At 38.6% G+C, this 24,223-nt stretch carries 19 protein-coding genes; 12 read left to right on the top strand and 7 right to left on the bottom strand.

Annotation, left to right across the window (positions count from 1 at the left end; translation table 11 throughout):
• Nucleotides 1-3: 3 nt before the first annotated feature.
• The 9 genes from AAEY62_RS00245 to AAEY62_RS00285 all read left to right on the top strand — a co-directional run bounded on the left by AAEY62_RS00245 (nucleotide 4) and on the right by AAEY62_RS00285 (nucleotide 9,548).
• Nucleotides 4-513, top strand: coding sequence for an outer membrane lipoprotein carrier protein LolA (locus tag AAEY62_RS00245; RefSeq protein WP_197236814.1), 510 nt, complete (start codon nucleotides 4-6; stop codon nucleotides 511-513).
• Nucleotides 514-559: 46 nt separating this feature from the next.
• A complete protein-coding gene (locus AAEY62_RS00250) occupies nucleotides 560-2,800 on the top strand; it encodes an MMPL family transporter (protein ID WP_350634412.1) in 2,241 nt (746 codons plus the stop codon).
• A gap of 1 nt (nucleotide 2,801) precedes the next feature.
• A complete protein-coding gene (locus tag AAEY62_RS00255; protein WP_024591749.1) occupies nucleotides 2,802-4,040 on the top strand; it encodes an NAD(P)/FAD-dependent oxidoreductase in 1,239 nt (412 codons plus the stop codon).
• A complete protein-coding gene (locus AAEY62_RS00260) occupies nucleotides 4,028-4,588 on the top strand; it encodes a DUF3261 domain-containing protein (protein WP_024591750.1) in 561 nt (186 codons plus the stop codon). The genes AAEY62_RS00255 and AAEY62_RS00260 overlap by 13 nt, the downstream gene beginning before the upstream one ends.
• A complete protein-coding gene (locus AAEY62_RS00265) occupies nucleotides 4,585-5,754 on the top strand; it encodes a beta-ketoacyl-ACP synthase (RefSeq protein WP_024591751.1) in 1,170 nt (389 codons plus the stop codon). Before AAEY62_RS00260 ends, AAEY62_RS00265 begins: the two co-directional genes overlap by 4 nt.
• Nucleotides 5,747-6,202: a hotdog family protein gene (locus AAEY62_RS00270; RefSeq protein ID WP_024591752.1), complete on the top strand. Its 456-nt coding sequence runs from the start codon at nucleotides 5,747-5,749 to the stop codon at nucleotides 6,200-6,202. Before AAEY62_RS00265 ends, AAEY62_RS00270 begins: the two co-directional genes overlap by 8 nt.
• Nucleotides 6,199-6,924, top strand: coding sequence for a 3-oxoacyl-ACP reductase FabG (gene fabG, locus AAEY62_RS00275; RefSeq protein WP_024591753.1), 726 nt, complete (start codon nucleotides 6,199-6,201; stop codon nucleotides 6,922-6,924). The genes AAEY62_RS00270 and fabG overlap by 4 nt, the downstream gene beginning before the upstream one ends.
• On the top strand, nucleotides 6,924-8,153 hold the full coding sequence (locus AAEY62_RS00280; protein WP_024591754.1) for a beta-ketoacyl-ACP synthase: 1,230 nt from the start codon (nucleotides 6,924-6,926) through the stop codon (nucleotides 8,151-8,153). Before fabG ends, AAEY62_RS00280 begins: the two co-directional genes overlap by 1 nt.
• A 90-nt stretch (nucleotides 8,154-8,243) precedes the next feature.
• Nucleotides 8,244-9,548, top strand: a complete 1,305-nt coding sequence (locus AAEY62_RS00285) for a DEAD/DEAH box helicase (protein ID WP_002958629.1) — start codon at nucleotides 8,244-8,246, stop codon at nucleotides 9,546-9,548.
• Nucleotides 9,549-9,578: 30 nt separating this feature from the next.
• On the opposite strand, the gene AAEY62_RS00290 is transcribed toward AAEY62_RS00285, so the two are convergent.
• Both AAEY62_RS00290 and AAEY62_RS00295 read right to left on the bottom strand, forming a co-directional pair.
• Nucleotides 9,579-11,078 carry an amidase family protein gene (locus AAEY62_RS00290; protein ID WP_350634413.1) on the bottom strand — a complete coding sequence of 500 codons (1,500 nt, stop codon included), beginning with the start codon at nucleotides 11,076-11,078 and terminating at the stop codon, nucleotides 9,579-9,581.
• A gap of 95 nt (nucleotides 11,079-11,173) precedes the next feature.
• Nucleotides 11,174-12,781: an NAD(P)/FAD-dependent oxidoreductase gene (locus tag AAEY62_RS00295; RefSeq protein WP_024591756.1), complete on the bottom strand. Its 1,608-nt coding sequence runs from the start codon at nucleotides 12,779-12,781 to the stop codon at nucleotides 11,174-11,176.
• A 195-nt stretch (nucleotides 12,782-12,976) separates the two neighbouring features.
• Between AAEY62_RS00295 and fdxA the strand changes: the two genes are divergently transcribed.
• The 3 genes from fdxA to AAEY62_RS00310 all read left to right on the top strand — a co-directional run bounded on the left by fdxA (nucleotide 12,977) and on the right by AAEY62_RS00310 (nucleotide 18,012).
• Nucleotides 12,977-13,300: a ferredoxin FdxA gene (gene fdxA / locus AAEY62_RS00300; RefSeq protein ID WP_002958626.1), complete on the top strand. Its 324-nt coding sequence runs from the start codon at nucleotides 12,977-12,979 to the stop codon at nucleotides 13,298-13,300.
• A 136-nt stretch (nucleotides 13,301-13,436) separates the two neighbouring features.
• The gene (locus AAEY62_RS00305; RefSeq protein WP_024591757.1) at nucleotides 13,437-15,680 is read left to right on the top strand and encodes a carbohydrate binding family 9 domain-containing protein; all 2,244 of its coding nucleotides are present in this window, start codon (nucleotides 13,437-13,439) and stop codon (nucleotides 15,678-15,680) included.
• Between the two features lie 577 nt (nucleotides 15,681-16,257).
• Nucleotides 16,258-18,012, top strand: a complete 1,755-nt coding sequence (locus tag AAEY62_RS00310; RefSeq protein WP_502935519.1) for a putative bifunctional diguanylate cyclase/phosphodiesterase — start codon at nucleotides 16,258-16,260, stop codon at nucleotides 18,010-18,012.
• 63 nt (nucleotides 18,013-18,075) lie between these two features.
• On the opposite strand, the gene AAEY62_RS00315 is transcribed toward AAEY62_RS00310, so the two are convergent.
• The 5 genes from AAEY62_RS00315 to betI all read right to left on the bottom strand — a co-directional run bounded on the left by AAEY62_RS00315 (nucleotide 18,076) and on the right by betI (nucleotide 23,882).
• Nucleotides 18,076-18,777: a TorF family putative porin gene (locus AAEY62_RS00315; protein WP_024592113.1), complete on the bottom strand. Its 702-nt coding sequence runs from the start codon at nucleotides 18,775-18,777 to the stop codon at nucleotides 18,076-18,078.
• A 9-nt stretch (nucleotides 18,778-18,786) separates the two neighbouring features.
• Nucleotides 18,787-20,004: a BCCT family transporter gene (locus AAEY62_RS00320; RefSeq protein ID WP_024591760.1), complete on the bottom strand. Its 1,218-nt coding sequence runs from the start codon at nucleotides 20,002-20,004 to the stop codon at nucleotides 18,787-18,789.
• A 158-nt stretch (nucleotides 20,005-20,162) separates the two neighbouring features.
• Complete coding sequence (gene betA / locus AAEY62_RS00325) at nucleotides 20,163-21,830, bottom strand: choline dehydrogenase (protein WP_010553012.1); 1,668 nt, start codon at nucleotides 21,828-21,830, stop codon at nucleotides 20,163-20,165.
• A gap of 11 nt (nucleotides 21,831-21,841) precedes the next feature.
• Nucleotides 21,842-23,305, bottom strand: a complete 1,464-nt coding sequence (gene betB / locus AAEY62_RS00330; RefSeq protein WP_024591762.1) for a betaine-aldehyde dehydrogenase — start codon at nucleotides 23,303-23,305, stop codon at nucleotides 21,842-21,844.
• Between the two features lies 1 nt (nucleotide 23,306).
• The gene (gene betI / locus AAEY62_RS00335; protein WP_010553010.1) at nucleotides 23,307-23,882 is read right to left on the bottom strand and encodes a transcriptional regulator BetI; all 576 of its coding nucleotides are present in this window, start codon (nucleotides 23,880-23,882) and stop codon (nucleotides 23,307-23,309) included.
• Nucleotides 23,883-24,223 lie beyond the last annotated feature (341 nt).

Here is a 24,223-nt window from a genome sequence, read left to right on the forward strand (position 1 = left end):
TAAATGAATTTTTTAAAATGTTTTACATTGAGCATAGCCATTAGCTTTTTACTGTTTTGCTCTGTAGTAAATGCAGCAGTTATTAAAGGTGAGTTTAAGCAATATAAGCAATTTAATGGATTTGCTAAGCCTTTTATTTCGTCGGGTGTTTTTTCGTTAATTGACGAAAAGCTAATTTGGCAAGTGAAAATGCCTGTTGAGAGTATGCTCATAATAGAAAACGGCAAAGTGCTTGCACAAAATGCCAATGGTGAGTTAATACCACAACCCGGTAGCGAGCAATTTGTAGGATTACTGAGTGACTTACTTAGCGTAAATATGAGTGCGCTGGAAACACGTTTTGACATTGCTAAAATGCAAGACAGTTGCACACAGTTAACACCAAAAGAAGCGATGCTACAGCAATTATTTAGTGATTTTATTTTATGTGAAACTGCTAAGCAAGTGAGCAGTATTACACTAAATGAGCACTCAGGAAATAACACAAAAATTGAGTTTACTTATTCCAAATAAAATTATGTTTTTAAATAATGCAGTGGTTAATTAAGGGAATAGTGCAGTGACAAAACGAATTACCGTTATTGTAGGGTGGTTTAGCAGTTTAATTTTACTTTTTGCTGCAGCTTTTTGGCTGTCTAAACCAACGTTTAGCGCCGATATGTTTAGCTTATTGCCAAAGTCGCATTCCCAAATTGCACATGCGGAAGATGTTTTTTTTCAGCAAAATGCTAACCGTATTATGTTCTCGTTTGTAGGAAATAATAAAAATAAAGCATTTGATGATTTCCAAAAATGGCTTGACGATAATGCAATTAAAAGCACATTTAACTTTCCGTCCGTTAACGATTTAGCGCAAACATTCTCACCTTTCAAACATGCGTTATTAAGTGATACTTACAAGCAAACATTAAGCAAAAAAACAACGTTTGAACATTATTACCTTGAGCAATTAAATCAGTTAGGCAACCCATTTGTAAGTGCTACCTTAAGCAAAGATACAAGTTTGAGCTTAGCGGCATTTATAGAAGATAACTTAAAACAAAGCCAATTGTTTACGCTTGAACAAGGTCGTTTAACTCGACGCTTAAAAGGCGTTGAATACCGTGTCATTTTGGCAAACTTAGCGCCCGAAAATTTAGGGGTTAATAAATCAATTGATTTAGCTGGCGCGATAATTAAACAGATAAATATACTTAATAAAACCTACCCTGATTTAAGCATTACTTACTCTGGTGTGCTATTTCATACGGCTGAAAATGCTAAACAAGCTAAATACGAGATGAGCCTGTTTGGTGGCATTAGCTTATTAGCCCTTATTGCTATGGTATTTTGGGTATTTAGGCGTTTAAACAGTATTTTATTAGCAAGCTTTACCGTACTGAGCGCACTTATTGGTGGCGCTATCGCTATGGTGTTGCTGTTTAATACTATTCATTTATTAACGCTTGTTTTTGCAGTTACCTTGATTGGTATTGCCATTGATTATGCATTCCATGGTATGACTGACTTAGCCAAAAAAGAGCATGAAAAAGGCTACAGCAAAGGGACTCAATCTGCGCTTTTACTCTCTCTTATTACGACTACGCTGGGTTATTGTTGCTTACTAGGTGCACCACTCACGTTATTATCTCAAGTTGGTGTGTTTGTTATTGCGGGTTTAGTGAGTGCTTGGCTATTTACAGTTTTAGTTTTGCCATTGTGGCAATCTACACTCACGTTATCGCCTTCGAGTTTATTGATGAGTCAAAAGCTCATTAAGGTTTTTTTATACTGCAATAGTTTAAACAAGCCAATACTCATTACATTATTAGCCCTTATAAGTGCGTTATTTTTAATAAAACCTATTAGCTTTAATGACGATGTAAAGCTATTAAATGCAAGCTCCGAACATTTAATGCTAAATGAAAAAAAGCATTTGTTATTACTTGGGCAATGGGATAGTCAAATTGTTTTTATGTTTGCAGATAGCGACGAAGCGCTATTACAAAAACAAGAACAGTTTTTAAAACGCTTAACCCAACTAAACCCTAATTTTAAACATAATAGCATTAGCCATTGGTTGCCTAGTTTACAAAAGCAGAGGGATAACCAAGCCTTGTTTGAACAGGCTAAAAACAAAGGGACTTTGGATATTGCAGAGCGCATTACAGGGCAAGCGTTAGTAAGTACAAAAGCGCCCTTATTAACTTATGAAACACTCGCCACGAGTACATTTAAACCATTACTGCTTTCTCAAATGGTTGTTGAGTCAGAACAATCGATAACGTGGGTGTCTATTTCGGGTATTTCATCTGATCAACTAATTAATGAGGTTGAAAAAAACAATGGAATTTACCTTTATAATAAACCTAAACAAATTAGTGCTTTATTAAGTGATTACCGTGAATATTTACTATTAAGCCTAGTGCTTGCGGGTTTTATTAGTTGGCTGCTTTTTAGTTGGCGATTTACGATTAAGATAGCGCTGCTGCAGGTGACCATTTTATCTGTTGTGGTGTTGAGCATGCTTTGGGTATGTAATGCGATTCAAGGTAGCTTGTCGTTATTTAATTTACTCGGTGCGTTACTTGTTATTGCCTTAGCAATTGATTACCTCGTTTTTTATCAAATAAATAAGTTAGAGCCCAAAAATGTGTTAGCGATTAGCTTATCGGCTGCGTCATCAATGTGGGTATTTGGCATGTTGAGTGCATCTGATACACCGGCTATTTTTAGCTTTGGGCTGAGTGTAATGGTAGGGATTTTAGCTATTTACTTTTTATCACCGCTGAGTGTTTTAAAGCCTCAAAAGGAACAATAATTTGAATAACCTTGAGCAGTACGATGTTGTTGTTATTGGCGCTGGGCCTTCTGGTGCATTGGCTAGTAGTCTTTTAGTTCAAAAGGGATGGCGGGTACTGGTACTTGAACAGCAGGCGTTTCCACGTTTTTCAATTGGTGAAAGCTTACTGCCGCAATGTATGGCGTACTTAGAAGACGCGGGCTTAATCGATACACTACATAACAATGCAGCGGCTTTAGGTTTTCAGTTTAAAGATGGCGCTGCTTTTCATCGGGCAGGGCAAAATACAACTATAAATTTCACTGAAAAATTTACTAAAGGCCCAGACACTACGTATCAAGTGAAAAGAGCCGACTTTGACAAATTATTAGCAGACAAAGCACAAGGACAAGGCGTAGAAATCAGATATAAGCACACGGTGGTTGACTACTGTGATGAGCCAAATGGTGCATCATTAGTGGTACACAATGAGCAGCAGCAAGCTTATCGCGTTAATGCCCGATTTGTATTGGACGCAAGTGGCTTTGGGCGTGTATTACCAAAATTGTTAGATTTAGAGCTTCCTTCTAACTTTCCTGTTCGAAGCGCTTATTTTAGTCACTTTAAAGACAATATTAGTGATACAAGCTTCGATCGAAATAAAATTTTGATTACCGTACACCCTCAATATTCAGACGTGTGGTATTGGCTTATTCCCTTTAGTGATGGTACTGCGAGTATTGGGGTTGTGGCGCAGTCAGAGCGTTTTAATGATGATGAATCTAGCGATTTACTAAATCAATTTATAGAGCAAGACCCTTATTTAAAAACACTGTTAGCACAGCGTGAGTTATTAACTCCAGCAAAAAATATAAAAGGCTACTCGGCAAATGTGAGTAAGTTATATGGTAAGCACTTTGCTTTATTGGGTAATGCGGGGGAATTTTTAGACCCGGTATTTTCATCAGGTGTAACAATTGCACTCAAATCTGCAAATTTAGTTGCCCCACTTGTTGATCGCTATTTAAAAAACGAAGTCGTCGATTTTGACGCTCACTACGCACAGCCATTACAAGCTGGAGTCGATTGTTTTAGAACATTTGTAACAGGGTGGTACGATACGCGTTTTCAGGATGTGATATTTTACTCTGAACAAAATACTCAGGTGCGAGAAATGATTAGTGCTATTTTAGCGGGCTACGCATGGGATACAAATAACCCATTTGTTGCACAAAGTGAACGCCGTTTAAATGTGTTGGCTCAGTTATGTCAAAATTAATTAAGTATGTGGTGTGTAGTGTATTTATATTTGCTGTATTGAGCGCATGTACGAGTTTTACAGCATCTAAAAATAGAGTGTATCTATCACCTAATATTCAATTAAATATTAATAGTGTGCCAGCACAAATGTTTGATAAGTCTTGGCAGCATGTTTTGTATATTACGAATCAGCAAAACACACACACTGTATTTGCCCAATTAGCTATAAATGACAAAGGTGCAATTAAGTTATTGTTAATGACAGTGCAAGGCTTTCCGATTATGGAGCTTGAAAAACCTTTAAATGGCCCAGTAAAAACACGAAATATGCTGGCGGTAGAAGGGATAGACCCTCATTATATTTTAGCGGATATTGCATTAGTACATTGGCCAGTAGCATTTTTACAAAAGCAGTTAGAGGGTGCTTTAATAGAGCAGGTTGGCTCTAATCGGGAAGTATTTAACGATGAAGGTACATTTATCACCATTGACTATAGTGATGAGTCGACAACGTTGAACAATATTTTACATCAGTATCAAATAACATTTAAAAAGGTAGAACAGTGACATATTGGCTGAATGATTTAGGCATTGTGAGTGCGATGGGCATAGGCCAAGATGCAACCACAACAAGCTTAAATAAATATAACCCTGCAACTCCTTTATTAACTTTAAATAAAAGTTTAAGTGCTGAGCAAACTCCGCTGTATGTCGGGCAAGTTCAGTCTATTGCTTTATCAAATAATAAACGTATCAATACATTTATTGATCTAGCTTTAGAGCAGATTAAGCCAACCTTAGATAAACTTTCGCATATTGATAAGTCGCGTATCGCAATTGTAATGGGTACTAGTACATCAGGTATTCATGATGGCGAAAGAGCGCGTAAAAACTATGAAAGTACAAAACTCTGGCCTGATGACTTTAGTTACAGTGATCAAGAGTTAGCTACACCCGCTCATTATATTGCACATAAAATAGGGGCTCTAGGGCCTTGTTACAGTATTTCTACTGCGTGCACGTCGAGTAGCAAAGCGTTAATTAGCGCCCGAGCTTTGCTAAATGCTGATTTAGCCGATGTGGTAATTTGTGGTGGTGCGGATAGTTTGTGCCAATTAACAATTAATGGCTTTGACTCGCTCGCTTCTTTAAGCTCGGGTTTATGCCAGCCTTTTTCTAGCACCAGAGACGGCATTAATATTGGTGAAGGGGCCGCTTTATTTGTAATGACTAAAAATAAGCCAATAACAAATAACGGCATTATGTTACTAGGCAGTGGCGAAAGCTCAGATGCGCATCATATGTCAGCCCCCGATCCTAATGGGATGGGCGCCCAAGCCTCAATGGAAAAAGCACTAAAAAGCGCAAAGTTATCCTGTGGTGATATTGATTATATTAACGCTCACGGTACGGCTACTGTAAAAAATGACGAAATGGAAGCACTTGCAATTAATCGCGTGTTTGGCAACAATACCCCGCTTAGCTCAAGTAAGCATTTAACAGGGCATACTCTTGGTGCTGCAGGCGCCATTGAAGCCGGTATATGTTGGTTATTATTAAAAGACAGCGGCCAACATATGCTGCCGTATAACGCGATTAAAGAAGGCAGTGATTTGGCTGATATAAAAATAATAAAACAAGCGTTTAAGCCCGCTCTTAAATATTGCTTATCTAATTCATTTGCGTTTGGCGGTAATAATGCCAGCTTAATATTGGGAGTTAACGTTGACTAATTACCCTATAGAGCAAGTAGTCCCGCATGATGCGCCTATGATTTTAATAGATAGCCTTTTAACACACAGCGAAGATGAAGCTCAATGCGGCGTTACTATAACTGAGCAAAGCCCTTTTTTTAGTCCTGCAATTAACGGCGTACCTAGCTATATTGGTGTTGAGTACATGGCGCAGTCTATTGCCGCTTACGCTGGTGCGTTAGCGAATGATGAAAATAAACCTGTAAAAATTGGTTTTTTAATTGGCACGCGAAAGTATCAAACTTATCAACCGTGTTTTAAAAACGGCAGTAAGCTGACTATTGAAGTGAAAAAGCTATATCAAGAAGAGTCAGGTTTAAGTGTATTTGAATGCCAAATACTCGTGTGTGAAACTCTACTTTGCCAAGCAAAAATTAATGTATTTCAGCCTGAAAACCCGTTGGAATTTATAAGAGAAAATCAATGACAAAAAGAATTTTAGTTACGGGTTCAAGCCGTGGTATTGGTAAAGCTATTGCGTTAAAACTTGCTGAGCAAGGGTTTGATATTGCAGTACATTGCAGAGCGGGTGTTGAGCAAGCTCAAGCAACATGCGATGAAATTAATGCATTAGGTAGAACCACCAGTTTATTACAATTTGATGTATGCGACAGAGAGCAGGCCAAAGCACAAATAATAGAAGATATAGCTCAGCATGGCGCTTATTATGGCGTGGTGTGTAATGCAGGTATTACTAACGATATGGCATTTCCTGCTATGCAAGGGGAAGACTGGGATTGTGTAATACGTACAGGCCTTGATGGGTTTTATAATGTAGTACACCCAACTGTAATGCCTATGGTACAAAGCCGTAAAGGTGGGCGAATAATTACAATGTCATCGGTGTCAGGTATTGCAGGTAACCGAGGACAAGTAAATTATAGTGCAGCAAAAGCCGGTATTATTGGGGCCACTAAAGCACTTGCATTAGAATTGGCAAAACGCAAAATCACAGTTAATTGTGTGGCACCTGGTTTAATAGAAACCGCGATGACTGATGAATTACCTATTGATGAAATGATGAAAATGATACCCCTTAAACGCATGGGGAGCGTTAAAGAAGTTGCGGGAACAGTCGCTTTTTTAATGTCTGATGATGCAGCTTACATAACACGCCAAGTGATTTCGGTTAATGGTGGCATGGTTTGATTAAACGCGTTGTTGTAACAGGGATGTCGGTGGTCACTGCATTGGGCGATGATTGGTCTGAATTCAAACAAGCCTTAATTAAAGGCGAAAATGCTGTTGTTACTATGCCAGAGTGGGATATAGCTGACGACCTCAATACTCGTTTAGCCGCGCCAGTTAAACACTTTGAGCGACCAGGTCATTACAAACGAAAACAAATCCGTTCAATGGGGCGAGTGTCACTTATGTCAACTCGTGCTACTGAATGCGCACTTGAACAAGCCAAACTACTCGAGCACGAAAGTCTAACAGATGGCTCTACGGGTATAGCGTATGGCTCATCTACGGGCTCTACTGAGCCATTACTCGCCTTTGCAAATATGATGGAAACGGGGTCGATGTCAGGTGTAACAGCCACGAGTTACATTAAAATGATGGCGCATACTGCCCCTGTAAATGTTGGTGTGTTTTTTGGTTTAAAAGGGCGTGTTATAACAACAAGCTCTGCTTGTACATCGGGATCTCAAGGAATAGGCTTCGCCTATGAAGCGATTAAGTTTGGCCGACAAAAAATAATGGTGGCTGGTGGAGCAGAGGAATTATGCATCACAGAGGCTGCAGTATTTGATACGCTTTATGCAACATCTACAAAAAATGAAACACCAAAACAAACACCAAGACCTTTTGATAAAAATCGCGATGGCTTAGTGATAGGCGAAGGCGCGGGTACACTTATTTTAGAAGAATACGAACATGCAAAAGCGCGCGGAGCAACAATATTAGCTGAGGTGGTTGGTTTTGGTTGTAATTCTGATGGACAGCACGTTACTCAACCAACATCAAAAACAATGCAACTAGCGATAGAAATGGCACTGCAAGATGCCAATTTAGAACCAGAAAAAATTGGTTACGTTAATGCTCATGGTACATCAACAGATAAAGGTGATATTGCCGAGTCTCACGCAACGTTTAAAGCATTGGGCAGCAAACCTATTAGCTCGTTAAAAAGTTATTTGGGGCATACATTAGGTGCTTGTGGTGCAATAGAAGCATGGGCAAGCATTAATATGATGGCAGATAACTGGTTTGCACCAACAATTAATTTAGATAACGTTGATGACGAATGTGCTCAGCTTGATTACATAAGGCATCAAGGGCGTGAGATTAATACCGATTACGTGATGAGTAATAACTTTGCGTTTGGTGGTATTAACACCTCTTTAATATTTAAACGCTATAAAGTAGATTAAACACGTTAAAAGATAAGTTATAACTAACTGTTAGCTCGTTTTTACTGTATAATTTGCGACCCTTGATAATGTGGCCGTAGGTTATACAGCATGAATTTTAAATCTTTTAGTTTCGCTCCTGAAATCATCCAGGCGTTGGACGAACTTAACTATCACACCCTTACGCCCATTCAGCGCGCAGCAATTCCTGCTGTTCGTAAAGGTAAAGACGTTTTAGCCAGTGCACAAACTGGTACCGGCAAAACTGCCGCGTTTGCTTTACCTATCATCCAAAAATTGGTTGAGTCTGAACTCAGCACAACTAATGCACCTCATGCATTAGTACTTGCTCCAACGCGTGAACTTGCAGAACAAATTGCAAATAATTTTAGAGATTTTGCAAAGCATACATCACTTAAAGTCGTTAGCTTATTTGGTGGTGTTAGCACAGCCGGCCAAGCAAATGCTTTAAAAGAAGGTGTAGATATTGTTGTTGCAACGCCAGGTCGTTTATTTGATCATATTCGTTTAGGTAACTTAAGCCTTGCAAGTGTTAAGCACCTTGTTCTTGATGAAGCTGACCGTATGCTTGATATGGGCTTTATTGAAGATATGCAAAACGTTATTAAAAGCTGTGCAGAAGAGCGCCAGATTTTACTTTTCTCTGCTACATTCCCTGCAGCAATTAAACAATTTGCATCTAAAGTATTGAAACAAGCTGAAATAGTCCGTGTTGATCAAACTAACAGTACAGCAAGCACCGTTGAGCATGTTGTTTACCCAGTTGAAGAACGTCGTAAGCAAGAGCTACTTTCTGAATTGATTGGTAAGAAAAACTGGCAACAAGTGCTTGTCTTCGTAAACATGAAAGAAACAGCTGATGAGCTTGTTAAAGAGCTTAACCTCGATGGTATTCCGGCAGGCGTTTGCCACGGTGATAAATCTCAAGGTAACCGTCGTCGTGCTTTACGTGAATTTAAAGAAGGCAAGGTACGCGTATTAGTGGCTACAGAAGTCGCTGCTCGTGGTATTGATATTGATGGCTTACCTCGTGTAATTAATATTGATTTACCATGGCTTGCAGAAGATTACGTTCACCGTATTGGCCGTACAGGTCGTGCTGGTCGTCAAGGTCAAGCAATCTCATTTGTTAGCCGTGAAGAAGAAAACACTTTGTTTGAAATTGAAACGCTAATCGGCCAAAAAATCAAACGTGTATATTTAGAAGGTTATGAAGTAAGTAACCGTGAAGTACTCATTGATAAAATTGGTAAAAAACCAGCGCATTTACGCCGTACACGTTCTAACAAGTTATCAGGACAAGCAACCGGTGAAGCGAGAGCAGTAAATCGCTCACGTATTTCAAGCGTTCGTAAAAGCTTAAAAGGCGAAAAACTGTCACTTAAAAAGTCATAGTTAACGCCGTTTAGTTTAAAAAACCTGAGTTTACTCAGGTTTTTTTGTGCCTGGTGATAACACCTCATCAATAATATTTGCGTATACATAAGCCGCTTGCTCGTCCTCTTTATTTGCTATTATGGACAAACCAACCGGTAAACCACTTACTTTTCCGACCGGTAGGGTTATGTGCGTTGTGCCAGCAATAGCAGATAACGAACTACTACTGCCATTAAAATTATCACCATTAACTAAGTCTGTTTTCCAGGCCGGTGATACTGTAGGCGCTATAACAATATCAAGCTTGTTGTTTTTATATACATTAACAATGGCTGTCGTTGCTAAAGTGCGATAGCGTTCTTTAGTCTCCTGGTATTTTTGTTTGTTAGTTAAATCAATAGCCTGCGATTGAACTAGGATGTCTTGCTCAAAGTGGGGCATTTCTGTTTTTTTATTTTGAATATTAAAATTAATAAGTGCTTTTAGGCTTTTAACAGCCACTTGTGTTGGAGTGTTTGCGAGGTAATGATTAATTTCGGCTTTGAAGTCGTAAAGTAAAATATAGTATTCATCAGCAAATAGCGTATCTAAGTTATCAGTAATATCTACATTAATAACAGTGTGTCCAGCCTGTTGTAATGCTTGTAACTGCTTGGCATAAAGGCGCTGCGTTTCAACTGTAAATTTGTCGCTAGGCAGTGCACCAATAATAAGTGACGATTTTGATTTTATATTACCTGTTTTTAATTCAAACCCTGTAGTTGTTGCATCAAGGGAGTCCTCACCTTGCAAAACAGATAAAACCAGCAGCGAATCTTTAAGAGAATGCGCCATCGGCCCTACTGAATCTTGGCTACTTGAAAGAGGCACAACACCTGAGCGTGATACTTGGCCCATACTCGGTTTTATTGCATAAACTCCATTTACTGAAGCTGGGCACGTAATTGAACCGTCTGTTTCAGTCCCTAATGCTATGGGCGCAAAGTTAAGTGCTACCGCAACAGCAGAACCTGCGCTAGAACCACATGGGTTACGTGTTACATCGTGCGCATTATGTGTTTGTCCGCCTACGGCACTCCAGCCTGAAGATGAATAGGATGAACGAAAATTTGCCCACTCACTTAAATTAGCTTTACCTAAAATTATAGCGCCCGCATTACGTAGTTGTTTAACAACAAAAGCATCATTATTAGTAACGTTATTTTTAAGTGCTAAAGAGCCAGCCGTTGTAGGAAGTGTGCCTTTAGTTTCTATATTATCTTTAAGAAGTACAGGTATTCCATGTAATGGCCCAGCCCAAGTTCCATTGACGGCAAGTTCATCTAACGTTTTAGCTTGAGCAATCGCTGTAGGCTCTAAACTAATAACCGCATTATAGTGTGGATTAAGTTTATTAATTCGGTCTATATAATTTTGGGTGAGTTGCTGTGCATTAATAGAATTATTTTTATATGCACTGTGAATTTCATCGATGGTTTTTAGTTCTTGTGCTTTAGCGTTAAAAATTGCCAATACACTAAGCAACGAAAAGGTAAATGTTTTGATCATTATTGAGGTGCTTAAGGTGTTATTATTTTCTATACATTTAGCACAAAAAAGCCTCACAAAGTGAGGCTTTTCGATAAACAGCTTAAAAAAGAGGTTTAAGCGTTTTCTAGCATAGACAGTGCGACCGCTTCAGCCGCTTTAATACCATCAATACCCGCTGATAAAATACCGCCAGCGTAGCCTGCGCCTTCACCTGCAGGGTAAAGCCCTTTGGTGTTAATACTTTGGAATGTTTTATCACGCTTAATACTAATAGGCGACGAAGTACGTGTTTCAACGCCGGTTAATAAACCGTCGTTAGTTGAAAAGCCACGAATTTGTTTATTAAACGCTGGTATCGCTTCGCGAAGAGCATCAATTGCAAATTGTGGTAGCACTTTACTCAAGTCGGTTAACTTAATACCGGGTGTGTAAGAGGGTTGTACTTCACCTAAGTTTTCTGATGATTTACCTTTCAAAAAGTCGCCAATTAACTGGGCTGGTGCATCGTAGTTGCTACCACCAAGCTCATACGCTTGCTCTTCAAGTTTACGTTGTAAGTCTATTCCGGCAAGTGGATTACCTGGGAAATCTTGCTCCGGTGATATGCCTACCACAATAGCGCTGTTAGCGTTGCGCTCACTGCGTGAATATTGGCTCATACCGTTGGTAACAACGCGGCCCTCTTCAGAGGTTGCAGCGACTACTGTGCCACCTGGGCACATACAAAAGCTGTAAACTGTGCGGCCATTGTCGCAATGATGAACAAGTTTATAATCGGCAGAGCCTAAAATTGGGTTTCCTGCATTTGTACCAAAACGACATTCATCGATCATTGATTGTTTATGTTCGATTCTAAAACCGACTGAGAATGGCTTTGCTTCAACATAAATCCCCTTTTTGTGGATCATATCAAACGTGTCGCGTGCGCTGTGACCAACGGCTAATACAACATGGCGAGTGTTTAGTTGCTCGCCATTTGAAAGCGTTAAACCTGTTACTTGCCCGTCGTCTAAATGAATATCGTCAACACGTGTGCTAAAGCGAATTTCGCCGCCTAGTTCTATTATACGAGCGCGCATTTTTTCAATCATGGTGACAAGTTTAAACGTACCAATGTGTGGCTTACTTACGTATAAAATTTCATCGGGTGCGCCAGCTTCTACAAATTCAGTAATGACTTTACGACCGTAATGTTTTGGATCCTTTACTTGGCTGTATAACTTACCGTCTGAGAATGTACCTGCGCCACCTTCACCAAATTGTACATTTGATTCGGTATTAAGTGTGCGTTTACGCCAAAAACCGAACGTGTCTTTTGTACGTTCACGTACCTCTTTACCGCGCTCTAATATAATGGGATTAAAGCCCATTTGAGCAAGTAATAAGCCTGCAAATAAACCACAAGGGCCAAAGCCAATCACGACAGGGCGCTCTGTTATATTTTCGCTGGCTTGGGCTACAAATTTATAGTTTGTGTCTGGCGCTACTTTTACATGTTGGTCTTTTTCAAATGCTGCGAGTAAATCAGCTTCGTTATCTACTTCTATATCGAGTGTATAAATAAGTAAAATTGCAGTTTTTTTACGTGCATCATAACCACGTTTAAACACATTAAAGCTGTGCAATTGTTCTGGTTGGATTTTTAGTTTATTTACAATTGCTTGGCCAATTGCATCTTCGTCATGATCAAGTGGCAACTTTATTTCGGTTAAACGTATCATTTATATCTCTTTTAGGTGTCATAGCGGGTTTTTAATTACCGCTCACAATAAGGGGATGTAGGGCACAGTTGGTGTGCAAACATAAGGCGCGTATTTTACGTTAAAATAGGGTGATATGGCACTTATTTATTGTATTTTTGGGGTGGATGGGTATGATCCGCAGCTGTTATTTAAAATCTTAGGTATTAAAATAGTATGGCGTTTGTAGTTACCGAAAATTGTATAAAATGTAAGTACACCGATTGCGTTTCAGTGTGCCCAGCAGATGCATTTTTTGAAGGCCCTAATTTTTTAGCTATTAGCCCAATTGATTGTATTGATTGTGGCTTATGTGTCCCTGAGTGTTCAGCTGATGCTATATACCAAGAAGATGAATTACCAGAATCTCAAAAAGAGTTTACTGAATTGAATGCTGAACTTGCACTGGTCTGGCCGCGCATTACAGAGGTTAAACCTGCACCAGAGGACGCTGATGTATGGAATGGCATAGACGATAAACTTAAACTACTCGAAACATAATACGTAACAATTAGTTACTCCTTTATCATTAAATAGTTAATTTTTTATTTCAAAGTATTAACAAATGTACCTGGATAAATTACAATCCCCAGCTTAAGTTACTCCCTATGAGTAATTACAGTCTAAATGGATGTTTATGCAGTACTTTATAACTATAATAAAAAAGTTTACCTTCCTATTTTTAAGTTTCGTTTTATTACTCTCAAGCCTTGATGTAGCGGCTAGTAAACAGCAAGTATCCTTATCTCGTATTGATTCAAATATCACTATTGATGGTGTTATGGATGAAGCGCACTGGCAAAATGCGACACGTATACCTCTACTCTACCAAGATGAGCCTAACGAAAAAGGCACACCTCCTGTAAAAACTGATGCCTTTATTTACGAAGATGGCACAAACTTATATGTTGCCTTCATTGCAGAGGATCCAAACCCTGAACAAATTCGTGCATCACTTCGTGACCGCGATACGCTATGGGAAGACGACGTAGTCATTCTTGTTATTGATACATTTAATGATGAACGCAGTGGTTATGAATTTCATGTGAATCCCCTTGGTGCACAAGGCGATATAAGAATGACCGATACTGATGGATGGAGCTCAGATACCTCATGGAATGCTATTTGGGATAGCGCGGGACAAATTAACGAGAAAGGTTACATTGTTGAAATGCGTATTCCTTTTAAGGCACTGCGCTTTCCTGAAAATAAAAAAGAGCTAACGTGGGGTTTTTCAGTCATGAGAAACTACCAACGTGATGTTTTATATCAGCTATCAAATATGGGATTTGATAGAAATATAAAATGTAGCCTTTGTCAGTTTGATAAGTTAGTGGGTTTTAGCGATATTGAATCGAGTAAAAATATTCAATTAACCCCTACATTGACAGCACTTCGTAATGATAATAAATCTGAATTACCGGGTAACTGGGATAATGGTGATATAGATACCGAAGTGGGCTTAGATTTGCGCTGGGGTTTAACCAAGGACGCTGTTTTAAATGCGACTATCAACCCAGATTTTTCGCAAGTAGAAACAGACTCTTTAGAGCTCGATGTAAATACAACCTTTTCTATTTATTATGCTGAAAAACGTCCTTTCTTTTTAGATGGAGCTTCTTACTTTAAAAGCAGCTTATTTGAGCTTTTATATACACGTACAATTGCAGAGCCTACTTTAGGTGCAAAATTAACGGGTAAAACGGGTGATCATAGTTATGCGTTAATGCTCGCTGATGACGACAATAGTAATATTTTACTGCCAACGAATCAGGGCTCTGGCTTTGCAAGCTTAAACGAAAAAACGAATGCGGCCGCAGGGCGTTATCAATATGACCTAGGTCAGCAGGGTACTATTGGCCTTTCAAGCACGCACAGAGAAAGTGATGACTATCACAACACTGTATTATCAGTGGATGGTAGCTACTGGTTTAATCAATCGGATACTCTTTTGTATCAAGTATCATCTGCTGATACACGTAACTCTGAATTTTTAATTCAAAATTATAACTTATCTGAAACTCAGTCAGATGAAGCATATGCCCTGGAACTTACCCGCGATAAACGTGATTACAAATTATTTGCATCTTATGAAAATATTGGGCAGGACTACCGCACCGATTTAGGTTATCAAGCTAAAGTTGATTATGAAAAAGTAGGCTTTGGTGGCGGACAAACATGGTACAGAGATGAATCTGATTTACTTACCTCATGGTCATACGAAGCTGACTGGGATAAAACGTGGGCGCAAAACGGCGACTTACTTGAAGAAGAATACGAAGGCTTTTTAAGCTTTAAAGGCCAAAAACAATCTATTTTTGAAATTGGTTTAGTGCACCGTTATGAAAACTTTAATGGCAATTTTTACAATCAAAATATTGGTTATATTTACACAGGGTTCAAACCGACTAAAGATTTAAAGCTCACCTTATATACCGAATATGCAAGCCGTATTGACTATACAAATGAACAGCTTGGTGATGTGTTTAACGCTCAAACACAAGTTATATGGGATATTAACGACCACTGGCAGCTCGATGTAAAACATAACTACAGTCAATTAGACAACCCGCAAGGGAAACGTGTGTTTACTGCTAACTTGGTCGACTTTAGACTTCATTATAAATTTAGCATGCGTTCAATTCTTAAATTAATTTTACAATTTGAAGACATTGATAGAGACGAAAACGCCTACTTTTACCAAGTTAGTCAAATCAATAAAGACTATGGCAGCCAGCTTGTTTACTCATATAAAATTAATGCGCAAACACTGTTTTATTTGGGTTACTCAGATAGAGGTTACCAAGACGATTCTCTTAAAAATATTGAGCGAGATCAGCGTACATTTTTTACAAAAGTTAGCTATGCATGGCAGCTTTAAATAAAAATAATAATTGTACCTGCGATAGTTGTTACATTCCTAGGTTGTGTAGCAAGGCATGATTTTGAAGAATAATTTTAGGAAATGGTGTATTGAAGCATCGGGAATGTCAGAAAGGATTAGCAAATACAGATACTAAAGGCTGTAATGGTGTGGCCTAGATTGACGCGGAAGAAAAAACAAAAGAGAGCTTATCGACGGTATGTATTAAATTTTAAACAATTAGAACCTTTTTGTTTATTTTTGTTAATGCCACCTATACTATATATCAAATATAGTTAGTTAATCCGTTATTGTTACAAATTTTTGTTATTCTAATGGCTTAGGATTATATCAATGCTTGCGTAGTACTAAATGCAAGCGATATAATCCGCTTTTGGTAATAGGTTTAATAGGAGAAGCAAAATAGATGGATTTTTTTATGAGTAAACTTAAACCGTTCGGTTTTATTTTTCTAATTATAATTCTATTTTGTTTTTGCATAAACATAGAATTAACGAATCAGATTAATCGTATAAATTTATTTAGTACTAGTGTTGATATACGAAGTTTCGAAATAACGAATACCACTCTTGATATGGCTCCTTGGTATAATCCGATCTTAAATGGCCACTATATAATTGAGCAGCCCACTGCTGACTTTTTGCTTATTAAAACCACTGACACCCAGTTTGTAGCTGCTGATTCAAGTAAGTTAATTATAATGACACTTGCATCACCTATTAATTTTTTACTTTTATGTATCTTAATATTTGGTTCTGGCCTGTACTTACGTAGAGAACGTAGGAAGCGTCATTATAAAAATCAAATAGCGGAGCTTAATCTTCAAGCCAATAGCTTACTCACTGCATTTAATTTGCAAGTAAAACCGGCAGAGAATCCTTTGGGTGTAAGCAGCTTAAGCCAATCAATAAATAGTTTAAATACGCATGTGGCTAATTATGTAAAACAAACACAAACCAGTATATGCCAAGACAAACTGACGCTATTAATTGACCGCCATGCTTATATTGAACATATCGACAGACAAATTAATCATGCGAATCAGGAAGATCTCAAGTGTGCACTCCTGTTTATAGACCTTGATGGTTTTAAACAAGTAAACGATTCGTTTGGTCACAGTTTTGGTGATGAAATATTAGTTCAAGTTGCTAGCCGACTTGCGAATGTTTTACGCCACCATAAATTAAGTAACATAAATAGTGCTAACCAATTAGAGCAAAACTTATCAAGGTTAGGAGGAGACGAGTTCTCCATTTTTATAGAATTACTTGATGATAGCGACAGAGTTGTTGAAATTGCTAAGCACGTGCTAAGTGAGCTTGAAAAAGACTTTGTGCTTGGCAATAAAATAGTAAAAATTAGTGCCAGTATTGGTATTGCGGCTTACCCAGAAAGTGCATCAACGCCTCAAGCGCTTTTACAATTAGCCGATGTAGCTATGTATAGAGCTAAAAGTGATGGTAAGGGAATATTTAAAGTTTACTCGCCAGAAATGGGTAACAAAATGCGCCGTTACCATTATTTACTTGAAGAGCTGCGTTTAGCGGTCGCTTGTAAAGATTTTTACTTATCTTTTCAGCCAATTGTGCATGTTGAAGATTGTATGATTGATTATTTTGAAGCGCTTACCCGGTGGGACCACCCAGTTGAGGGTATGATCCCCCCTTCAGAATTTATTCCAATAGCAGAGGAGTCTAATTTAATATTAGAACTTGGCGATTGGATTATGCTTGAATCATGTAGGCAAATGGCTGCATGGCACAATGCAGGTATGCGTAAAGTAAAAATATCAGTAAATGTTTCGGGCATTCAATTAAAGCACCGTGACATTTATGATTGGGTAATGAAGAAGCTCAAAAAAACCGGTTTACCGGCTACGTCTTTAATGCTTGAAATTACCGAATCAACATTTATTAAAGCCAGTCCTAAAATAATTAAAGAGCTAAGTAGGCTAAGAGAAGAGGGTATCACTATTGCTATTGATGACTTTGGCACAGGTTTTAGCTCGTTGAGCACATTAGCGGATTTACCAATAGATGTTATTAAAATTGATCGCTCGTTTATAGCTCAAGCTAATAAAAGCCAAAAATATAATGATATATTAAATACAATTAGTGAGCTTGGACAAAAGCTTGGCCTTAAAATTGTAGCAGAAGGCGTTGAAGAAATAGGGCAGTTTGAACTTGTTAAAAAAATGGGTGTGAGTTCTGTTCAGGGTTATTTAGTAAGTCGACCTGAGTCATCAGCTAATGTAGGTAATAAAGTATTACGCAATAACACTAGTAACCTTTCAGCATCGGGTACAAGTGCTTGGGATGTAGTTAGTTAGTTTACAAATAAAAATGCCACTCTAAATAGAGTGGCATTTTTTGTTTAATCAGTAATTATTGTATTAAAGATCAAATGTGCGAGAAACGGCAAGTACGATACGCTCATCAGCATAATCGTAATCTAAGCTTGTGTTTTCAGCGGCCACTTCAATACCAAACCCTTCATAACTAGTTTGATATGCTAAACGGTAATGATTGTATGATTTTTTCTCGTTTACGTCCCACGCCCATTTTTGTCCATCAAGCGAGTTTGAAATATCAAAGCTTGCACGTAGTGCATGATTTGGAGCCAGCTCATAGGTGTGTGCAATCATTGAGATTACATGGCCTCCACCTTGACCAAAATAATCCCAGCTGTACCAAAAGTTAAGCTCAGTTTGGCCGTATTCACTTGCATAACCAAACTTAGTGTAAGCTTCAGCGTAGTTACCATCGCTGTTATTACCTTGATAAGTGTAATAAGCAATACCGTAGTCAACGCTCAATTGCTCATTAAGCTGCACATACTTACCTACATAAGCATCAAGTTCAAAATCAGTGTCATCACCAAAATCAACATTTGAAGCCCATACGCCTGCGTATACACCGCTATCAAAAGCATAGTCTAAACTGCCTTGAATAGCAGGATCGCTATCAGTTTGGCTCACACCGTTAAATGTATAATCAGAGGCTGCTGTGATTGTTGTTGACCAATCAGCAGCTGCGGTTGTTGATAAAAGTGCAAATGGTAGTGCTACTACAAGTTGTTTTAGTTTGTTATTCATTGTTTATCCCTAGTGTACAGTGTCTATTTTTGTGTAATCAATTTTATTTTCTTTTGGTGAACTATCAATATTCGTTACTGTTTTAAATTTGTTATAGCCAATAAATGCGGCACAAACAAAGAACAAACCAATGACTAACGCGCCTACCCATTGAATTTGTAAAAATTCTAATTTAAACAATAACGTAAGTAGTGATAGAGCAACAACATTTCCGATCATGTATTTCATTTTGCCAAAACGCTTTACGGTAAAGTTTAGGTTATCTGTGTATAAGCGCACTAACGAATCAAGTGAGTTAATTACAAATACAATACCTACAAACACCATCGCAAAGTTTTTAATTCCCTGAGTCGAAATGCCTGCTTCGTGGTATTGGTATAGCACGCTAAACCAGATTGCAATTGGAATTGAAGGAAATATTAACATTGCACCAAGTACTTGGTATGTTTTAAGACCCCCGACAAAACGTGATGTAAATTGACCAATCATTATGCTCCACGCAAACCACCAAAATAAATAAAACTCATGATAGTCATTAAGTGGTAAAACAAATTCATTAAGATTAGCGAAATACGTTCCGATTGATCCTAGGTTATCTGTAAATGCTGACATCTCATTGTCGCCCATTGCAAAAGCGCCAACCCACATAAAGGCAATCAATGCTAAAAACAGCCACGTAGTAGAAATACTTAAAATACGAACATATTTAATATCTGTACTCGAGTACACAGCAAAACAAATAGCAGCGAATACGATTAGATAAAACTCAGGAGCTACACTTGAATCATCAGCCAATCCAGGTAAATACCAAGATAAATTGTTCAATAATAAATAAGCGGTGAATGCGCATGTACCAATAATTACAACATTATTGATAAATTTAACCCAAGGAATTTCGAAAAATTTCACTTTAGGTTCTATTACACAGAAATAAAAGCACGTAAGAAAGTAAAATCCCCAGATCAAAAATCCCCAGTAGCCAAACTCAATAGCCAGTGGATTTGCAAACGCGTATTCTGGGCTTGCTTTTATGTCTGCATAACCTGCAAACTCAGTTAAAGGAAACATTATAAGACCTACATCAAGGCCTGACGTAAATAGTATAGCGATAAAAGTAAACGTTTTTACCGGTGTTACACCTACTACGCGAACATTACCCCATTTAAGTAAGATAATAATAACCGCTAGTAAAGTAAAAATGATGCCAGCATTAAGCCAAATAGTCATTGTTACCCTCCAGTAATGAATAAAAATAATTCATAAGCACTCCGTATTTTATTGTTTTATTCTCGCATTAACACAACGTAACCTATTTACATCGTGTGCCACTGCAAGGCACGCATTGGTTTAGCCCGACGAGACCAAACCTAAGCATGTGGCTAAAGTTAGATCTCCGTACTACGTTGTGTTTCTTGCCAGTTTGTTGTTATGGCAACATTCACATCCGATTTCTGTAATGGTTCTTTACCTAAAATTATGTCAGCTGCTTTTTCGGCAACCATAATAGTAGGCGCATTCAAGTTTCCGTTAGGAACTGTTGGGAATATAGATGAGTCAACAACACGTAGTCCTTCAATACCATGTACTTGCGTATTTGAGTTAACAACGGCCATATCATCCTCACCCATTTTGCATGAGCAAGAAGGGTGGTAGGCACTTTCTACGGCTTGGCGTACAAAGGCATCTATTTCTTCATCTGTTTGAATATGTTTACCAGGTTGAATTTCTTCATCGCGGTATTCATCAAAGGCACTTTGTTCGATTATGTCGCGTGTTAAGCGAACGCACGCTCTGAAGCCTTCAATATCGTCTTGGTGTTCAAGGTAATTAAATAAAATGGTTGGTGGTTGCTCAGGGTTCGCAGAAGCAATAGTGACACTACCGCGACTTTTTGGTTTGTTATGACCAACATGTACCTGAAAACCATGACCTGCAAATGCACTTCTACCATCGTAACGCATAGCCGCTGGTAAAAAGTGATATTGAATGTCTGGCCATTCAACACCTGGTTTTGAGCGAATGAACGCACACGATTCAAAATGATTCGTTGCACCTAAACCCGAACGCGTTAATAACCAGCGCGCGCCAATCAAACCTTTTGATACAATGCCTAGCTTGCCGTTAAGTGTGATAGGTTGCTTACACTTGTATTGAAAGTAAAACTCAAGATGATCTTGTAAGTTTTGACCAACACCTGGTAAATGATGCTGTACTTCAACGCCTGCTTTTTCAAGCACTTGAGTATCACCAATACCAGAGAGTTGTAAAATATGTGGAGAGCCAATTGGCCCTGCACTTAGTACAACGTCTTTTGCAGCATGTGCAGTTTTAACGTCGCCATTTACTTTGTATTCAATGCCAGTGGCTTTTTTGCCATCTAAAATCACGCGTTGTGCTAGTGCACCTGTAATAATTGTTAAATTACTACGTGATTTAACAGGGTCTAAATACTCACGAGAAGCAGAGCTGCGCACGCCGTCTTTTACGGTCATGTGCATTGGGCCAAAACCCTCTTGCTGCGACGCATTATAATCATCTGTAGAAGCGTAACCGGCTTGTACACCTGCTTTGATAAAGGTGCGGTAAAGCGGGTTTTTCATTTCGTTGCCGTTATTAACGCCAAGCGGGCCTTTGCCACCACGGTAAGTATTTTCACCAAGGTAAAAGCTTTCTGCTTTTTGAAAATACGGTAAACACGATTGGTAATCCCAACCGTTTGCACCGTGTTGCTGCCATTCGTCAAAATCTTTTGCGTGGCCACGTACATATACCATGCCATTAATAGATGACGAGCCGCCTAACACTTTGCCTCGAGGACAATGCATCTCACGGTTATCTAAATGAGGCTCAGGCTGCGTATGAAACTGCCATGCGTATTTGTCACTATTCATAGGAATAGATAACGCGGTTGGCATTTTTATAAAAATACTTTTATCGCTACCGCCAGTTTCAAGTAGTAACACGCGGTTACTTGAATCTTCAGATAAACGGTTTGCTAAAACACAACCCGCCGAACCCGCGCCAACAATAATATAGTCGTAATGATTACTCATAGTAGGGCGCCTTAAAATGGGCTTTCTATGTCGGCCATACCAACATAAATAGACTTAGTTTGCGTGTATTGATCAAGAGTTTGTATACCATTTTCACGGCCAATGCCCGATTGCTTATAACCGCCAACTGGCATTTCAGCAGGTGAGTTACCGTATGCATTAATCCAACAAATACCGGCTTGTAACTTATGAATAACGCGGTGCGCACGTTTAATATCGCTAGTAAATACGCCTGCGGCTAAGCCTAGGTGAGTCCCGTTAGCGCGTGCAATAACATCGTCTTCGTCGTCAAAAACAAGCACGCTCATTACAGGGCCAAATATTTCTTCTTTAACAATAGTCATGTCGTCATTACAATCAATAAACACAGTCGGTGCCACAAAATAGCCATTTGGTGCAGATTTAGGTGAAAGCGTTGTACCACCGGTTAATAGCGTTGCACCTTCTTCAATACCTTTATTAACGTAGCTCATTACTAGTTCTTGGTGCTTTTTAGAAATAAGTGCGCCAAAGTTAGTATTTAAATCTTGTGGGTCGCCAGCAATAATGTTTTTCTCAGTGCGCGCTTTAAGCTCATCAATAAACTGCTGATATACATTTTTATGAACGTAAATACGTGTACAGTTAGTACAAATTTCGCCTTGCGTATAAAAGTTACCTAACATAGCAGCACTAACCGCTTGCTCAATGTTGGCATCATCAAATACTAATAGTGGAGATTTACCACCAAGTTCCATCGTGACATCTTTTAAAGTACCGGCAGCACTTGCTACTACTTTTTTACCTGTGCCTACTTCACCCGTAAATGATACTTTATCAATATCGCTATGCTGCGTTAGCCACTGGCCTACATCGCCCGCGCCTTGAACAACATTAAATACACCTGCAGGTACGCCAGCTTCAACAAAGACTTCTGCGAGTTTAAGTGCGCCCAGTGGTGTTTCTTCTGATGGTTTAAATATAAATGCATTACCAGCTGCAAGGGCAGGGCCCGACTTCCAACATGCAATTTGTAGTGGGTAGTTCCATGCACCAATACCCGCACAAATACCTAATGGCTCTTTACGTGTGTAGTAAAAGTCATCACCAACCATTTGTTGTTGGCCTACTTGTGCTGGCGCAAGGCCTGCAAAGTATTCAATTACATCAGCGCCGGTTTCAATATCAACACAATTTGCTTCTTGCATTGGTTTACCGGTGTCGAGTACTTCTACAAGTGCTAGCTCATCGTTGCGCTCGCGTAAAATAGCCACTGCTTTTAATAAAATGCGGCTACGTTCAATGGGTGTCATTGCTGACCACTGAGCAAAACCTTGCTTTGCACTGGCAATGGCTGCGTTTTGAATAAATTCGTCGGCAATTTCTACTGCGTAAATAACCTCGCCCGTTGCTGGGTTTGTTACATCAAATGTTTTGCCGTTCTGGTTTGCAAGAAAATGGCCGTTAATAAAATTTTGATAGACAGGTGTAGTCACGCTAGGCTCCATATTGCTTGATAAGTGAAAGTACGTAGCTTTTTGCTAACTTTTCACTGTGTTTAAACTGATTATTGTCTGATTTACTCAGTACTGCTCTTAACCATAGGCCATCGATCATTGCGGCGCTAAGTTCTGCAGCTTGCTTTGCTTGCTCAATAGGCATTAATTGCTTAAAAGAAAATGCTAAATTACTTTGCAAGCGTTTACTGTTTACGTTTTGTAGTCTGTGTAATTCTTCATCATGCATCGATTGCGCCCAAAAACTTAACCACGTTCGGGTTGTATCATTACGCTGTTGTACAAGCGCAAAGTTGGCTTCGATAATAATCATTAAACGTTCAATGGCATTCGTTTGGTTGTTTACTTTACTTATTAAGCCTTGTTTTAAGCTTGTTAGTAAGTATCTAACAGTGGCTTCAATTAACCCCTGCTTACCACCAAAATAATGACTAATAATACCTGACGATAAACCGGCATTTTTACTAATGCTGTTTATAGTTGTGCCTTGTAGTCCATTAGTTGCAACTGACTCTATAGTCGCGTCAATTAGCTGCTGACGTCTGACAGGTTCCATTCCGACTTTAGGCATAATTTTTATTAATTGAACGTTCAATAAACATAAGCTTAAGGTAATAGCTCTAACAATTCAAGGCTGAAGTAAATATCTAGATGCCAAAATGTAGATTAATCATTAATAAAAGCGCAACTAATGCGATAAAGAAGATAAGGTTTTACTTTGTTTTATTTTATTTAAAACAAAGGCTTGTGAATTTTATTTTGAAATTAAATAATAGTAATGATTTGTTTACAGCAACAAATGAATAAAATGTTCAATAATCATTAGTGCAGTAATAGTTAGAGTACTAATGGTATTAATTTAATACAAAAGGGCACTAAACCTGCAATTGCTTAGTG

Origin of the sequence: Pseudoalteromonas sp. GW168-MNA-CIBAN-0100 (assembly GCF_040309225.1) — a bacterium.
In the GTDB taxonomy this organism is placed as follows: domain Bacteria; phylum Pseudomonadota; class Gammaproteobacteria; order Enterobacterales; family Alteromonadaceae; genus Pseudoalteromonas; species Pseudoalteromonas arctica.